Source organism: Rhodovarius sp. (genome assembly GCF_040399605.1).
GTDB lineage: Bacteria > Pseudomonadota > Alphaproteobacteria > Acetobacterales > Acetobacteraceae > Rhodovarius > Rhodovarius crocodyli_A.
In genome coordinates this window covers 54,250-69,984 of sequence record NZ_JBBARU010000006.1, presented here as the reverse complement: position 1 = coordinate 69,984, position 15,735 = coordinate 54,250, and the positions used below count along the sequence as shown (strand labels likewise).

At 66.9% G+C, this 15,735-nt stretch carries 13 protein-coding genes and 2 tRNA genes; 5 read left to right on the top strand and 10 right to left on the bottom strand.

Features of this window, described 5'->3' with window-relative positions; all coding sequences use genetic code 11:
* Positions 1–251: 251 nt before the first annotated feature.
* From bchZ to ABWP84_RS03580, 8 genes are all read right to left on the bottom strand, one after another.
* Positions 252–1,694 carry a chlorophyllide a reductase subunit Z gene (gene bchZ, locus ABWP84_RS03615; protein ID WP_353210627.1) on the bottom strand — a complete coding sequence of 481 codons (1,443 nt, stop codon included), beginning with the start codon at positions 1,692–1,694 and terminating at the stop codon, positions 252–254.
* Positions 1,691–3,178, bottom strand: a complete 1,488-nt coding sequence (gene bchY, locus ABWP84_RS03610; protein WP_353210626.1) for a chlorophyllide a reductase subunit Y — start codon at positions 3,176–3,178, stop codon at positions 1,691–1,693. Before bchY ends, bchZ begins: the two co-directional genes overlap by 4 nt.
* Before the next feature lie 5 nt (positions 3,179–3,183).
* Positions 3,184–4,155, bottom strand: a complete 972-nt coding sequence (locus tag ABWP84_RS03605) for a chlorophyllide a reductase iron protein subunit X (protein WP_353210625.1) — start codon at positions 4,153–4,155, stop codon at positions 3,184–3,186.
* Positions 4,156–4,193: 38 nt separating this feature from the next.
* Entirely contained in the window at positions 4,194–5,126 is a 933-nt protein-coding gene (gene bchC / locus ABWP84_RS03600) for a chlorophyll synthesis pathway protein BchC (RefSeq protein ID WP_353210624.1), read from the bottom strand.
* A gap of 80 nt (positions 5,127–5,206) precedes the next feature.
* On the bottom strand, positions 5,207–6,316 hold the full coding sequence (locus ABWP84_RS03595; RefSeq protein WP_353210623.1) for a methyltransferase: 1,110 nt from the start codon (positions 6,314–6,316) through the stop codon (positions 5,207–5,209).
* Positions 6,316–7,194, bottom strand: a complete 879-nt coding sequence (locus ABWP84_RS03590; protein WP_353210622.1) for a polyprenyl synthetase family protein — start codon at positions 7,192–7,194, stop codon at positions 6,316–6,318. Before ABWP84_RS03590 ends, ABWP84_RS03595 begins: the two co-directional genes overlap by 1 nt.
* Positions 7,195–7,274: 80 nt before the next feature.
* Positions 7,275–8,972, bottom strand: coding sequence for an amidohydrolase family protein (locus ABWP84_RS03585; RefSeq protein ID WP_353210621.1), 1,698 nt, complete (start codon positions 8,970–8,972; stop codon positions 7,275–7,277).
* Positions 8,969–10,666: an amidohydrolase family protein gene (locus tag ABWP84_RS03580; protein WP_353210620.1), complete on the bottom strand. Its 1,698-nt coding sequence runs from the start codon at positions 10,664–10,666 to the stop codon at positions 8,969–8,971. Before ABWP84_RS03580 ends, ABWP84_RS03585 begins: the two co-directional genes overlap by 4 nt.
* 103 nt (positions 10,667–10,769) lie before the next feature.
* On the opposite strand from ABWP84_RS03580, the gene ABWP84_RS03575 reads away from it, so the two are divergent.
* On the top strand, positions 10,770–11,084 hold the full coding sequence (locus tag ABWP84_RS03575) for an NADH dehydrogenase ubiquinone Fe-S protein 4 (RefSeq protein WP_353210619.1): 315 nt from the start codon (positions 10,770–10,772) through the stop codon (positions 11,082–11,084).
* A gap of 39 nt (positions 11,085–11,123) precedes the next feature.
* A tRNA-Arg gene (locus tag ABWP84_RS03570) sits at positions 11,124–11,200 on the top strand.
* Positions 11,201–11,338: 138 nt separating this feature from the next.
* Here ABWP84_RS03570 and ABWP84_RS03565 read toward each other — a convergent pair.
* A tRNA-Cys gene (locus ABWP84_RS03565) sits at positions 11,339–11,412 on the bottom strand.
* A 90-nt stretch (positions 11,413–11,502) separates the two neighbouring features.
* Between ABWP84_RS03565 and ABWP84_RS03560 the strand changes: the two genes are divergently transcribed.
* The 3 genes from ABWP84_RS03560 (at position 11,503) to ABWP84_RS03550 (ending at position 14,390) form a co-directional block, all read left to right on the top strand.
* Positions 11,503–12,159, top strand: coding sequence for a protein-L-isoaspartate O-methyltransferase (locus ABWP84_RS03560; protein ID WP_353210618.1), 657 nt, complete (start codon positions 11,503–11,505; stop codon positions 12,157–12,159).
* 145 nt (positions 12,160–12,304) lie between these two features.
* Positions 12,305–13,804 carry a TolC family outer membrane protein gene (locus ABWP84_RS03555; RefSeq protein WP_353210617.1) on the top strand — a complete coding sequence of 500 codons (1,500 nt, stop codon included), beginning with the start codon at positions 12,305–12,307 and terminating at the stop codon, positions 13,802–13,804.
* A gap of 55 nt (positions 13,805–13,859) precedes the next feature.
* Positions 13,860–14,390, top strand: coding sequence for a DUF2497 domain-containing protein (locus ABWP84_RS03550; RefSeq protein ID WP_353210616.1), 531 nt, complete (start codon positions 13,860–13,862; stop codon positions 14,388–14,390).
* 126 nt (positions 14,391–14,516) lie between these two features.
* Here ABWP84_RS03550 and ABWP84_RS03545 read toward each other — a convergent pair whose 3' ends face one another.
* Positions 14,517–15,632: a diguanylate cyclase gene (locus ABWP84_RS03545; RefSeq protein ID WP_353210615.1), complete on the bottom strand. Its 1,116-nt coding sequence runs from the start codon at positions 15,630–15,632 to the stop codon at positions 14,517–14,519.
* Positions 15,633–15,735: the final 103 nt, after the last annotated feature.

The following is a 15,735-nucleotide window of genomic DNA, read 5'->3' as shown; positions in this document are numbered from 1 at the left end:
CAGCAGGGGCGGAGTTGCCGTAAACAAGCGGGCGCCACAGCCAAACGAGGACGTGGGCACCCATCGAGGCGAAGACTGAGAAGACCCAACCCTGGACGACCAGGCGATGGATTTCGCGGGCTTCGTTCTCGGTGATTCCGTTAGCCATAATTAAACCTCCGAGCTGGCCTTTAGGCCATTGCAGCGCTCACCCCGCGCTGCTGGGACAACCAGGACGACACGCGCCATGGAAGAGGGATGGAGGGCGCGCATCAGCGCACGCCCTCAAGTTGGAGAGCGGCCGCAGCACGCTCAGGGGTGACATGGGTCTCACCCGCTTCGCGGGCGGCGGCCTCCACCTGCTCGCGCAGCCGCTTGGCGGCCGAGATGCGCAGCAGGAAGGGTTGGTCGGAGACCTGTTCGTCGAGCAGCGCCAGCGCCTCTTCATCCCAGCGATAGGGCAGGGGCACGGGCGTTGCAGCAATGCTGTCCATCTGGGTGGAAAGCGGCAGGATGTGGAACAACGCGTCGAACATCGCGTTGCAGTATTCCTGGATCAGATAGGTCGCGCCCGCATAACCCATGAAGGGCGTGCCGGTGGCGCGGCGGATGATGGCGCCGGGGAATGAGGCCGGGATATACGCGCAACGCGCCCCGGTTTCGGCCGCATAAAGCCGCTCATTATAGGAGCCGTACAGCACCAGCGGCGCACGGGTCTTGATGAGTTCGCGCACCGCCTGATTGTCCGGCTTCACGCCTGGCTCGCGCGAGATGGCGAAATTGACGGGGATGCCCATCTCCTCGCCAAAGAAGCGCGCCATGCCGCGGGCATAGGTGCCGGTGGCAACGATGCCCACCGAGGCCGAGCCGTAGAAATCCTGGGTGACCGAGCGCCACAGATCCCACATCGGCTTGAGCGTGGTGTGCTTTTCGGCCGCGATGAAGGGCTCGGGGTCGAGACCCGTCAGTTCACCGAGTTTGCGCAGGAAATTGGTGGTGGCAAACATGCCGATGGGCGCGCGCAGCCAGGGCCTATCCAGCGCCTCGCACAGCAATTGGCCGAATTCGCGGTACATGCAGATATTCACATCCGCATTGGGCAGCTTGATCACGTCTTCCACATGGCTGCCGAGCGGGAAGGTGAGGTTCACCTCGCAGCCAATGCCCTCCACCAGGCGGCGGATTTCGGCCACGTCGGAGGGCATGTTGAAGGTGCCATAGATGGGCCCGATGATATTGACCCGCGGCACCTCGCCTTCCTTGCGGACACGCGGCTTCACCTTGCCGCGCTTGGCGCCGAATTCGCTCCAGAGCCAATTGATCGCGCGGTCAGCGCATTGCCACTGGTCTTCATCGATGGTGCGCGGGATGAAGCGCTGCAGGTTGGAGCCTTCCGGCGTCACGCCGCCGCCGATCATCTCGGCGATGGAGCCGGTGACCACCACGGCGGGCAGGTCCGGGTCCTGGGTAGCCGCGGCGCGCTTGAGCAATTGCTCGGTGCCGTTCTGCGATAGTGCGTCCTCATCGATGCCGGTGACGACCACGGGCAGCTCATGCGGCGGCAGGGCGTCGGTGTAGTGCAGGACCGAGGTGACGGGCAGGTTCTCGCAGCCCACCGGGCCGTCGATCACCACGCGAAGGCCGCGAATGGCCGAGAAGGCATAAACCGCGCCCCAATAGCCGCCGGCGCGGTCGTGGTCGATGACGAGGCTCATGTGCCCACCGCCTCTTCCGCCTTGGCCTTCGCCAGGCGAAGCTTCTTATTGCGCTCGCGGAAACCCTTTGGTTCCTCGGGCACGCCGCGGAAGCCGTAGCCGGCGCGGTCGGGCGTGCCGACGCCATCGAAGAAACTGACCATCCGGCCAAAACGCTCGGCCGATTTGGTCTGGTTAGCGACGATCGCGGCGAGCGAGCCGGCACCGGCCGGGCCGAAGAGCGGCCGAGCGGAGATCATATTGGTGAAATAAAGCGCTGGGATGCCCAGCTCCTTTGCCTTTTGCACGAGCGGGGTGGTGCCGATGGCGAGGTCCGGGCGGACCTCCATCATCGCCTGCACATCCTGCTCCAGGCTGGCGCGGTACTGCACATGCACGCCGCGGGCGGCGAGCCATTCACGGTCCTGCTCCGACCATTCGGTGCGCGGGCAGGCGGTGCCGACATAGGGCACCTCGGCACCGGCTTCGATCAGCAGGCGGGCCACCAGCAACTCCGAACCCTCATAGCCGGAGACGGTGAGGCGCGCATTGATCGGGTTGGCTGCCAGCACGCCGCGAATGGCGGGGATGAAGCGGGCCTTGGCGTCGTCGATTTTTTGCGGCTCGACATTGGCCGCGCGGCCGATCGCTTCGAGCCAGGCGGCAGTGCCCTCCACCCCCACCGGGCCGCTGCCCACCACGGGGCGGCCTGCGTTGCGGAACTCGCGGATAGCGGCCGTGTAGAAAGGGTGCACTGCACCCACCGCCACGGCGTCCAGCGCCGCATAGAGATCACGCCATTCGCGCGCCGGGGTTTGCGGTGCGAGCCCCAGGCCCATCGGTGAGAGCATGGCCGCCACACCCGGCGGGTCGGCCGGGAAGAGTTCACCGATCAGCGCCACGGTGCGCTCATTTTCGACCAGGTTGCGCGGTCGGGCGACGGGGCCGGCCTCGGCCTCCAGCCGCGCGGCCTTCAGCATGGCGCCGGCCAGAACATCCTTGGCTTCGGCATGGGTTGGTACACCAAAGCCCGGCACATCGATGCCGATGACCCGCACGCCATCAATTTGCTTTGGCAACTTATCCAGCGGCACGCCCGAGGCGGTGGGCACGCAGAGATTGATCACCACCACCGCGTCGTAATCGGCGGGTTTGGCGGTAATATGCACCGCCTCGATGATGTCCTCGTAGAGTTTGCCAGTGACGAGCGTTTCCGAATTGAACGGCACATAGCCGACCGAACGGCGCGCCCCATAAAAATGGCTGGTGAAAGTCAGGCCATAAACGCAGCAGGCGCTGCCCGAGAGGATGGTCGCCACCCGCCGCATCCGCAGCCCCACGCGCAGGGAACCAAAGGCCGGGCACATGCTCTGCGGCTGGTCATGCGGACCCTTGGGGTAGTCCTTTGCCAGCTGGTCCAGCACCTCGGATTTGCCGGCCGCGCGTGCGGCCTCGGCCAGGGTATCGGCGCTGGAGCAGGAGGCGGTTTCGGGGAGGGCCGTCATACCGATCAGGACCCCTCGTAAACCACTTCGAGGGAGGGTTTGGCCAGCACGGCGGTGGCGCACATGTCTTCCATGGTGGCGGGCACCAAGGTGACGCCACGGCCCACCGCCTCGCCCTTGAACAGGCCGAGCAGCTCATCCTGGGTGAGCGGGGTTGGGCGCACCGGCGGCGCTTCGGCCACCTGCAGGCCAAGCTCCGCGAAGAGCGGGCCCCAGACGCTTTCGGGCGTGCCGATGATTTCGTAATTCGCGCTCTTCTTGCGGATATCATCATCGGCGGGGATGGCGGCGAGGACGGGGATGCCGACCTTGGCGGCAAAGGCCTGCGCCTCGCCAGTGTGGTCATCCTTGTTGATGACCATGCCGGCCACGCCGACATTGCCACCCAGACGGCGGAAATAATCCACCGCCGAGCACACATTATTGGCGACATAGAGCGATTGCAGATCATTGCTGCCGACAACGATCACCTTCTGGCACATGTCACGCGCGATCGGCAGGCCAAAACCGCCGCAGACCACGTCGCCGAGGAAATCGAGCAGGACATAGTCGAAATCCCACTCATGGAAGCCGAGCTTTTCCAGCAGCTCGAAGCCATGGATGATGCCACGCCCGCCGCAGCCGCGGCCCACCTCCGGCCCGCCGAGTTCCATCGCGAAGACGCCATCGCGCTTGAAGCAGACATCGCCGATGGAGACCGGCTCACCCGCCGCCTTCTTGCGCGACGAGGTCTCGATGATGGTGGGGCAGGAGCGGCCGCCGAAGAGCAGGGAGGTGGTGTCGCTTTTCGGGTCGCAGCCGATGAGCAGCACACGCTTGCCCTGGGCGGCCATCATGCAGCTGAGATTGGCCAGGGTGAAGGATTTGCCGATGCCGCCCTTGCCATAGATGGCGATGACCTGGGTCTTACTCTTGGCCTCACCCACCAGGATGCCATCGGGCTCCTGTGCGGCTTCGGCGCGCAGCGCGTCGGTCATGTTGCTTTGCGCAGATGTCGGCTTCCCGGGGACGGCATTCATGCGTTTATTCTCCAATCGAGCACCATTTTCAGGCACAGGGGGTCAGTGAAGGCGGTGCGGTAGAGCGCATCCACATCGGCCGGGCGGCCGCTATGGGTGATCAGGCCGCTCATATCGAGGCGGCCATCGGCGAGCATGGCGTTGACGCTCACCAAATCATCGGCCTGCCATTCGGCGGCGACGCGAATCCGCGCCTCGCGCATGAAGGCGGGCGGGAAGGGGAAGGAGAGGCGGTCGGAATAGAAGCCGGCCAGAATCACCTCATGGCGCGGTGCAAGCCGGGCGATGAGTTTTTCCAACAGGGCGCTATCGCCGCTGACATCGATGATGCCGGCGTAATTGTGCCTATCATCCTCGCCCGGATGGATCACCTGATAACCCCTCGCGCCCAAGGCACGGTCGGGGTTGGTTTCCCACACCACCGGGGTGCCGCCCTGGGCGATAATGAGGCGGGCGAGCAGCCGGCCGAGCACGCCATGGCCCACGATCAGTTCAGGCAGGTCATGGCCGGCAAGGGCATGTTGCGCGGTGGCAGCCAGGGCGAGGAGCACGCCATCGCGCTCCAACCCATCGGCCAGCTTGGTGACCCGCGTGCCGGGCACCACCAGCCGCGCCGCCGCACCGCCAAACAGCCCGCGCACATCGCCAAAGCATTTTGCACCGGGAACGAAAACCCGGCTGCCAATCTTATGGCCCGATTGTGGGCCGGCGGCGCTCACCAGCCCCACCGATTCGTAACCAGGGACCAGCGGATAACCCATGCCGGGGAATTGCGGCATCTTGCCCGACCAGAGCAGCCGTTCTGTCCCGGTGGAGATGCCCGACCATTCGATGTCCACAACCACGTCAGAATCCGTGGGCGGGCTGAGCTGCAAGCGGCTCAACTCCACCCTTTCCGGCTCTCGCAGCAGCACTGCCAACGTGTCCACCTGGACTCCTTACTCCCTGATCGTTGTAAATCTAAAACGAACTCGAAAACTGTCAAGCGAGATGGACAGTGTTTGCTGTTCTATTTGGCAATTGCGTGAATCACCTGGGTTTGCAGCGGCGTGGCGGTGGGCAGCATCCGGGCCTGGCCGAAACCGGCCCGGCCCAGCATCTCCATCAGCAATTCCGGCCGCCGCGCCCGGCCGCTGCCCATCGCGTGCAGGTAGAAGTTGAAATAGGCCGCGCCCATCGCCTCGGCCCCCACCGTGCCAGCCATGGGTTCGGCCAGGATCAGACTCGCACCGGGCTCCAATGCCGCCCGCGCCCGGGCCAGCAGGGCCTGTGCCTTGTCGTCATCATGGTCGTGAATGACACGCACGAAGGAGATCACATCGGCGCCGCGGGGCAGGGAATCGGCATGAAAATCGCCGCTATTGCATTGGCTGCGCGCCGCCATGCCCGCAGCCCCGAGTCGGGCCCGGGCGAGTTCCGCCACCGGCGGCAGGTCGAACAGCATGAGGTTGAGGCCCGGGTGGCGCTCGCCGGCCGATTGCAGGAAGGCGCCTGCCCCCCCGCCCACATCCATCAGGCATCGATGGGTCGAAAAATCATAGGCATCAAGGATTTCAGCGGCAACCAAAGGCTGGCTCGCCGCCATCAGCGCCGAATAGGGCGCGGTATCCTCCGCCCCCAGGCCGGGGCGGCGCCCGCCATCGGCATAGCTCCAGAATCGGCCCAGACGCCCGCCGCCACCCTCGCCACGCAGCATCGCCAGCGGGTCGGCCATATCGGCATAGAGCATGGCGTGGTGGCGCACCATTTCGGCGATGGCGATATTGCCCACCATCGGCCCGCCCAGCGGCCCCAGCCCGTAGCCGCCCTGGCGATGCTGGGCGAGGCCGAGTGCCGCCGCCGCCTCCAGCAATTGCTCGGCCGCGCGCTCGGACAGGTTCAGCCGCCCCGCCAGCCGCGCCAGCGGCTGCGGCCCCTCGGCGAGGATGGTGAAGAGGTCAAGCTGCACGCAGGCCAGCAGGATTTGCGAATAGACGAACCCCGCCGCCAGATCGAAGAGCGAGGCGGCGCGGTTGCGCGACATGGCGCGCGTGGCCCAGAAGCGGCCCGCCCAGCGACGAAACTCCGGCCGCGCGACCATCCGGTCACGGAACCGCAAAACAAACTCGGGCAGCGGCATCAGGCGGCGTAAACGGCCAGGCTGCGGGGAACGAGGCGTTTGGATTCGCCGCGAATAATGGCTTCAAGCGCATCCGCGCCAGGGCAGGCGGGGATGGCGGCGATGGCCTCTTCGGCCAGGCTGCGCAGGCGCTTGAGCGCGCCTTCCACGCCCAATTCGCGCACCGCATTGGGCCGGCCCAGGGCCGTGTCCTGGCGGATGGGCTTGCCCATTTCCGCCTCATCATCGGCCACGGCATCGCCAATATCATCGGCCACCTGATAGGCCTCGCCCAGCTTGGCGCCGAGCGGGCGCCAGCGCTCGGGGTCCGCCCCCGCGGCGGCGGCGCCGGCGGCAGCGGCGCCGGCAAAGAGCGCGCCGGTCTTGCTGCGGTGGTACATCGCCACATCCACCTGGGGTTCGCATTCCCAGGCCTGGCCGGCGACGATGCCAAAGGGCGCGCCCACGCTCTGCGCCACGATGCGCAGCACCGCGCCGGCTTTCTGGCCCTGGCCGGGTCGGGCAGCGGCACGGCCGATCAGGTCAAAGGCCAGCACGATCAGCGCATCGCCGGCCAGCAAGGCCACAGGCTCGCCAAAGGCCTTGTGCACGGCGGGGCGGCCGCGCCTTGTGGCGGCATTGTCGAAGCAGGGCATGTCGTCATGCACCAGCGAGGCGCAATGCAGCAGCTCGATGGCAGCAGCGGCAGCGGCGGCCAGCTCCGAGCCACCTTGGCCACAGGCCGCCGCGGTGGCCAGGCAAAGCCGCGGCCGCACCCTTGCACCGCCGGGGAAGACGGCATGGTTCATCGCCCGGGCCAGCAGCGGCGGCGTCAGGCTGCCCTCTGTCTCCCCCAGCGCATCGGCAAGGGTTTTTTCGATGCGCTGAATGGCATTCATGGGCCGACCTCCGTCTGGAGGTGGAAGTCTAGCCGCAATCGAAACGAACTGTCACGCGGATTAGACGCAAACTGTCAAGTTTACCTGTCACTGCGCAGCAGCCGCCCCGGCAAGGCGCCGGTGGCCACGCCGTCACGATAGGTCACCACGCCGCGCTTGATGGTGGCGCGATAGCCCCGCGCCGGTTGCAGCAGCCGCCGCCCGCCGGAGGGCAGGTCATGCACCATGCGCGGCGCGGGCAGCGCGAGTTCAGCCTCGGCGATAAGGTTGATATCGCCCAGCAACCCCGGGCGAAGCACGCCGCGATCGGTCAGGCCCATGGCGCGGGCGGTGTCGGAGGTTTGCCGCCGCACCAGCTCCTCCATGGCGAAGCCGTGCCGCGACCAATGCGCCAGGACAAAGGTGGGGAAGCTGCCATCGGAGATGAAGCCGACATGCGCCCCGCCATCGGAGAGGCCGATGATGGTGTTGGGGTGGCGCAGCAATTCGGCACTGGCATCAAGGGTGTAATCGGCAAAATTGGTCAGCGGCGCGAAGATGAAGCCATTGCCCTCATTCTCCACCAGCAGATCATAGGCCAGCGCCTCGGGGGCCATGCCCCGGCGCGCCGCCTCGGCCTCGATGCTGCTCTCGCGTGGCGGGGCGTAATCGGGGGGCGTGCCAAAGGCGAACATCCGCGCCCAGGAGAGGCGGGTGATGAGCGGGAAATTCGAGCCGCTGATGCGGTCTTCGCTGAGAATGGCGGCGCGGCGGGCGGGCTCGCGCATCGCCGCCGCGCGGGCGGCGGGGGCGAGATGGGCGATTTCCTTGTAAGATGCGCAGCCCGAGAATGGGTTCTGGCTGCCCAGCAACCCCAGCAAAATCCCAATCGGCCGCGGCGGAAATACCGGGCGAATCACCAGCCCATCGGCCGCCGCCTGGTTGGAGAGGGCGAGAAGCTCGCGCCAGGCCTCGGTCCGGTCGTGCCGCGCGGTCAGGCTGAACAGGATGGGTTGATGGAACCCTTCGGCGATGCGGCGCACCATCGCGAATTCATGCGCCGGGTCTGGGGTGTTCCAGTCGCTCACCAATTCGAGCAGGCCGCCGCCGCCATCCTTCATGCCTGCGACGAGGCCGGCCAGTTCTTCTTCCTGCGCTTTCAGCGTGGGCGTGGGGTCGCCGGCCAGGGTCTTGTGGCTGATGGTGCGGCTGGTGGATGCACCGAAGGCACCGGCGGCGACTGCCTCACGGGTCAATTCGCGCATGGCGGCGATCTCGGCCGTGGTGGCATTGTCGAGGCGCAGCGCCCGCTCGCCCATCACATGCACCCGCACCGCGCCATGGGGCAGCAGCGCGCCGATATCAATGTCGCGCGGGCGGCGTTCCAGCGCGTCGAGATATTCGGGGAAACTCTCCCAGGACCAGTTCAGCCCCTCATGCAGCACGGGGCCGGGGATATCCTCCACACCTTCCATCAGCGCGATGAGCGTGTCGCGATCCGCCGCGCGGCAGGGGGCGAAACCCACGCCGCAATTGCCCATCAGCGCCGTGGTCACACCATGCCAGGCCGAGGGGGCGAGGTGGCTGTCCCACACCGCCTGGCCATCATAATGGGTGTGGATATCGACAAAGCCCGGGGTGACCAGCAGGCCATGGGCGTTGATTTCCTCCGCGCCGCGCGCCGGCACCGTGCCGATGGCGCTGATCATGCCGCCATCGATGGCGATATCGGCGGCGAAGCCGGGGCGGCCGGTGCCATCCAGCACATGGCCGCCGCGAATGACGAGGTCGTGGCTCATGATTGTGCTCCGCGAATGAGACGGCCGGGCAGGGCGCCGGTGGCCTGGCCATGGGCATGGACGATTTGGCCGGCAACGAGGGTGGCAGCATAGCCGGTGGCGCCCTGCACCAGGCGCTTGCCGCCGGCGGGCAGGTCATAGCGCATCACCGGCCGCTCCAGCCCCAGCCGCTCCATATCGATCACATTGATATCGGCGCGCCGGCCCACAGCCAATTGGCCGCGATCATGCAGGCCGAGCGCCGCCGCATTATCGGCCGAGAGGCGTTTGACCGCGAATTCCAGCGGCAGCCGCGCACCCCGTGCCCGGTCACGCACCCAATGGGTAAGCATATGGGTGGGCGCCGAGGCATCGCAGATATAGCCGACATGCGCGCCGCCATCGCCCAGCCCCATCAGGGTATGCGGGTGGGTGACCATGTCGCGGATCGCGTCGAGATTGCCATGGGCGTAATTCAGCAGCGGCCGGTTGAGGATGGCGCGGCCATCATCCTCCAGCATCCAGTCATAGCAGAGGTCTTCCTGGTCACGGCCCTGGGCGGCGGCCTGGGCGGCGATGGAGGCTTCGGGCGGCGGCTCGTAATCGGTGGTGAGCTTATAGATGCGGCTGTAATTGGTCAGCCGCGCGGCGAGGGCCGGGTCGCAGGGTTCGGCCAGGATGCGCGCGCGCCGTGCCGGGTCGCGCAGGGCGGCAGCGCGCTCGGGCATAGGCAAATGGGCGATCTCGCGGAAGGCGCTGCGGGTGTGGAAGGGGTGCTGGCTGAGTTCGAAGCCGAACATCAGCCCCACCGGGCGGCCCATCACCTGGCCGGTGATGGACAGCCCTTCGGCATTGGCGGCCGAGACGCGCTCCAGCAGCCAGCGCCAGAAATCGGGCTTGGATTCGCGTTGCAGCAGGGAAAACGTCATCGGCCGGCCGCAGAGCCGGGCGATGCGGACCAGCCGCTCCCATTCCTCCTCTGCCGGGTCATCGAAATCGGAGATCAATTGCATCCAGCCGCCACCCAGTGCGGCGGCGATTTCGGCCAGCTCGATCTCGGCCGCGCCCAGCGTGGGGGTGGGCTCGCCGGCCAGGGTGCGATGGGCGATGGCGCGGGAGGTGGAAAAGCCGAGCGCCCCGGCGGCAATGCCCTCGCGCGCCAGGCGGGCCATGGCGGCGCGGTCCTCGGCGGTGGCGGGCTCACGCTCGAAACCACGCCGGCCCATCACATGCACCCGCAGCGCCGCATGCGGCACCTGGGTTGCGATATCCATGTCATAGGGGCGGGATTCGAGGGCGTTGAGGTATTCGGGGAAGGATTCCCAATTCCAGGGCAGGCCCTCGGTCAGCACCACCTCGGGCAAATCTTCCACACCCTCCATCAGCTTGACCAGCATATCGCGGCTTTCCGGCCGGCAGGGGGCGAAACCCACGCCGCAATTGCCCAGCAAGGCGGTGGTGACGCCATGCAGCGAGGAGGAGAGGATTTGCGACGTCCATGTCGCCTGCGCATCATAATGGGTGTGGATATCGACAAAGCCCGGCGTGACCACATGGCCGCGCGCATCGATCTCGGGCGTGCCGCGCGGGGCGGTGATGTGGCGGGAGATGGCGGCGATGCGCCCATCGGCGATGGCGATATCGGCTTCATAGGGCGCAGTACCGCTGCCATCGACCACTTGGCCGCCGCGGATGATCAGGCTTGCTTCGGGCATGGGCGTTCCCCCTCTTTGACGGCGAGCTTGCCACCGGCTGGGCGCTGCGACCAGATGCCGCTATAAAGCACCGGTTGAGACGAGGTTTGCGATGAGCATGACAATGCCAAAGGCACGAATTTACAGCCCCCCGCGCTCGGCCATGCAATCCGGCCAGGCGGGCCTGGGCCAATGGCTGCTTGAATTCGCCCCCGATGCCCGGCCCCGGCTGGACCCGGTGACCGGCTGGTCGGGCGGGCTTTCGACGGAACGGCAGGTGAAGCTGCGCTTCCACACGCTGGAGGCAGCGCGGGCCTATGCCGAGGCGCAAGGCCTTGATTACGCTGTGGAGGCCCTGCCGGCGGGGGTGAAGGCCATCAAGCCGAAGGTCTATGCCGATAATTTCAAATATGGCCGGGCGGAGAATTGGACGCATTGAGCGGGCAGTTGCCTGCTATGCCATTCCCGCCCCGCCTATGTGCCCATAGCTCAGTTGGATAGAGCAGGAGCCTTCTAAGCTTCAGGCCGCTGGTTCGAATCCAGCTGGGCACGCCAATTTTTCACCCCCTTTGGCCAAAAACCCGCCTATCGGGTGCGGCCTTCCCCTCTGCGGGCGCAGCGCGCAGGCCGAATGCCGCCCAAACGGCACCGAGCCGGCCATCATCGCCGCCAACATCACAAAAAATGAGGAGTTGGAGGTCCGAGGCGGAATCGAACCGCCGTAGGGGGATTTGCAGTCCCATGCCTGACCACTCGGCCATCGGACCTCACACCCTCTCTATCGTGTGCCTGCCGCCCATGGTCAAGCGGGCCGCGCTGCCGGTATAACGCGGCAACAAAGATGAGGCAGGGTTTCCATGGCATACGCGGCGGCGCGCAAATTCATGGTCGATGGGCAGCTTCGCCCCAATAAGGTGACTGATCCCCTGGTGCTGGCCGCCATGGCCAGGCTCGAGCGCGAGGCCTTTGTGCCGGCCGCTGCCCAGGCGCGCGCCTATGCCGATGAGGCCGTGCCGCTGGCCCCGGGCCGGGCGATGATGGCGCCCATGATATTGGCCCGGCTGCTGCAGGCCGCCGCGGCGCGGCTTGGCGAATCCGCCCTGGTTGTCGGCGCGGGCAGCGGTTACGCCGCCGCCGTGCTGGCTGATCTGGGCGCTGTGGTGACCGCGCTGGAGGAGGATGGCGCCCTGCTGGCCATCGCCCGCCAGGCCTGGCCGGTCGTGCTGCCCGGTGCGGTGCCGCTGGCGGTGCAGGGGCCATTGGCCCTGGGTTATGCTGCGTCTGCGCCATACCAAATCATTCTGATCGATGGCGCGGTGCCCGCCCTGCCAGAGGCAATTGCGGCGCAATTGGCCGAGGGTGGCCGCGTGGCCATGGTGCAAACCCGCCCCGATGCGGTGCCCCAGGCCGTGCTGGGCACCAAGCTGCATGGCAAAATCTTCATGAGCCCGGTGATGGATGCTACCGCGCCAGCGCTGCCCGGCTTCGCGCCTGCCCCCAGTTTTGTCTTTTAGGGCGCTAGCTGCCGCTTGTGGCGTCAAGCGCGCCATTGCGTTAACCTGCCTCATGCGAGAAGAGCTTGCCAGCGGACTAAAAGCAGCCCCATCTCGCACTGCTCCAATAGGTCAACCGAACTGCCGCCGACCCGATGAGGATGACATGACAAGCAAGCCGACGAACCGCCAATCCGCTGCTGCCATGGTCACGGCTGGTATTCTCGCCGCTGCCATGCCCGCCTCGGCGCAGTCGCTGCAGGATGCGCTGGCCACGGCCTATGCCAATAACCCCACCCTGCTGGCGGCGCGCGCGCAATTGCGCACTGTGGATGAGAGCGTCCCCCAGTCCCTGTCAGGCTGGCGGCCGACCGTTGTGGTGAGCGGCAGCGCCGGTGCGGCCGATCAGCGAACCCGCAGCCAGGCGCAGGTGTTTCGCAACGACAACAGCAATTACTTTCGCGATCCCTCGGCCAATATCGTCAGCCGTGAGACAGGCTTTACCGGGGCTTCGAACTTCATCTCCACCACCCAGCGGCAGGAGCGCACCTTCGCCACCGGCAGCATCCAGATGACGCAGCCGATCTATCGCGGCGGGCGCACCATCGCCTCCGTCCGCAATTCGGAGAATCGGGTGCTCGCCCAGCGCGCCCGCCTCTATGCGGTGGAGCAGGGCGTGATGCTGGACACCTCCAATTCCTACATCGCGGTCATCCGCACGCAGGAGGAGGTGCGGCTGAACATCAATAACGAGCAGGTGCTCACCCGCCAGCTGCAAGCCACCAATGAGCGCTTCCGGGTGGGTGAAATCACCCGCACCGACGTGGCGCAGGCCGAATCGCGCCTCGCCGGCGCGCGGGCCACCCGCGCCCAGGCCGAGGGCCAACTCGAGATTGCCCGCGCCACCTTCCAGCGCCTGGTCGGCCAGGCGCCGCAGCGCCTGGTCGCGCCGCAGCCCTTGCAGGCCCCGGTGCGCAGCGCCCAGGCGGCGCAGGAGCAGGCGGCGAATAACAACCCCGCCGTGGTGGCGACCTTGTTCGACGAGGCCGCCTCGCGCGATGCCATCGACATCCAGCTCTCCGCGCTGATGCCGCAGGTGAGCGTGACCAGCCAGGCTTTCCGCAACGACAATGCCGCCGTGCCACATAGCCGGGTCAATGGCGGGCAGGTGACGGCGAACCTCTCCGTGCCGATCTACCAAGGTGGCGCGGAATACAGCCAGGTTCGCCAGGCGCGGCAGGAGGCTCAGCGGCAGCGTTCGCTGGTGGCCGATGCCCGGGCCGTGGCCGTGCAGCAGGCCACCAGCGCCTGGGAGGCCCTGCGCAGCACCCGCGCCCAGGTGGAAAGCGTCCGCGCCCAGATCCGCGCGCAGGAAATCGCCCTTGATGGCGTGCAGCGCGAGGCCATTGTGGGCAGCCGCACCACGCTCGACGTGCTCAACGCCGAGCAGGAATTGCTCAATGCCCGCGTCTCCCTGGTGCGGGCGCTGGCAGATAATATCAATGCCTCCTACTCCGTCGCCTCCGCCGTGGGGCGGCTGACGGCGCAGGATCTCGGCCTGCCGGTCGAGTTCTACGACATGCGTGCCTATTACAACGCCGTGCGTGACCGCTGGGTTGGCCTGGGCGACTATGCGCGCTCGGCCGCCGCCACCACAACCCGCTGAAGGGCTGAGGCCAATGAGTGGAACGGGGAATAACAAGCCAGGCGCCGAGCCATCGATGGATGATATCCTCGCCTCGATCCGCAAGATCCTGAACGAGGATGAGGGCTCGGCCGGGCCCGCCACAAAGCCCGGAACCCGCGCTGAACCTTTGGTGCTGACCGAGGAGATGCTGGTGAGCGAACCCCAGGCGTCACTCCCCCAGGCACCACTCCCCCAGGCGCCCCCCCACCCCGCGGCGCAGCCCGAAGCGGTGCCCGCCCTCGCGGCCATTCCCGCCTTTGCGGCGGAGCCTGCCTTTGTTGCGCCGGTGCCGGCGCCATTGCTGGAGCCCGCAGCGCTGCTGTCCGCCCCTGAACTGGTGGCCCCCGCCGCCGCCGCTGCCGCCGCCGCTTCGGTGGGCCAACTGGTGCGTGCGGTGACGCAGGAGCGCGGCAGCGCCATCTCCCGCGGCGGTCCCACCATTGAGGATGTGGTGCGCGAGGAAGTCCGCCCCATGCTGAAGGAATGGCTGGACAAGCACTTGCCGGGCATTGTGGAGCGCGCGGTGCGCGCCGAAATTGAACGGGTTGTGAACCGCGGCGGCTGACCTGCGGCGGCTGATCTGGGGCGGCTGACCTGGGGTGGCTGACCTGGGGCGGCTGATCTGGGGCGGCTGATCTGGGGCGGCTGGGCGTCAAAAGCCTCAGCCCCAAATCTGCTGGCTTTGGGGCGTTCAGGTCCAGTTTTTCACCGTGGCGTAGCGTGGTGTGGCGGAAATTGTGGCGTGGGATGCGGCGACTGGCGCTGCCATAGGCTCCCAGCACACCCTGTTCCGGCCCTCCTGCTTGGCGCGATAGAGCGCGCTATCCGCCCTTTCGAGCGTGGCGGCCACATCCTCGCCGGGTAGGAGTTCGGCCAGGCCGAGTGAGATGGTGACATCGCTCAACCTCTCACCGCTGCGGCGCATGGCAAGGCGCTGGCCCGATACCGCCAGGCGCAGACGCTCCGCCTCCTCGATTGCGGTTGCGAGGTTCTGGCCGGGCAGCAGCACCGCGAACTCCTCGCCCCCGAAGCGTGCCACCATGCCCCCCAGCGGCAGGCCATTGCGGATGGTCGAGGCGGTGCGGCGCAACAGCGCATCGCCCACGGGATGGCCAAAGCGGTCATTCACCCGTTTGAAATGGTCGATATCGACGAGCATAAGGCTGAGAGGCTCGCCACTGCCCTCGGTGGCGGTGGCCATGCGTTGGAGGGTTTCGTCAAAGGCGCGGCGATTGGGCAGGCTGGTCAGCGCATCGGTCATCGCATCGCGCCGCGCATCCTGCAATTCGGAGCGCAAATGCTCGATCTGCTGGGTGGATGCGGCGAGTTGGCCGCTCATCTGCTTGCTGCGGCGGGCCATTTCGCGGGCTTCATCGGCCAGCCGGGAGAGCGCTTCACGCAGGCGCTGCGCATCCGGTGCCGGGCCGGTGGAGAGTTCATCGAGGGCATTGCTGAAGGCGGCGGTGTCGGCCCCATGGGTATCGAGGCTGCTCATCGCCTCCTTCAGGGTGCCGCTGAGCCGGGTCAGCGCATCGCTCAACACGCTGAATTCGGGCAGATGTTCGAGGTGGCGGGCATTGAGTTCGCGCATCAGCGAATCATTGACCACACCCCCGCTGATCGCAGCTTCCAGCGCCTCACTCAATTCGGGCAGGCTGCCGGCGTGATGCTCGAACCACACGGCGTAATAGGGCGGCAGCGGCGCAAGCCCATGCGATTTGATGGAATCGAAGGCCGCCCGGGCAAGCGCCATTGCCGTGACCAGCGGCATGGGCTGGAAAGGGTATTGGGGCAGAGGCACTGCCATGGATCATCCGCCTCCTGGTGGGGGCGCCCAGAATGAAGGCAAAATATGAACGGGCCCTTGCTGAAGCGGCGGCGGCTGCACTGGGCAAGTCGCGCTGGGGCCC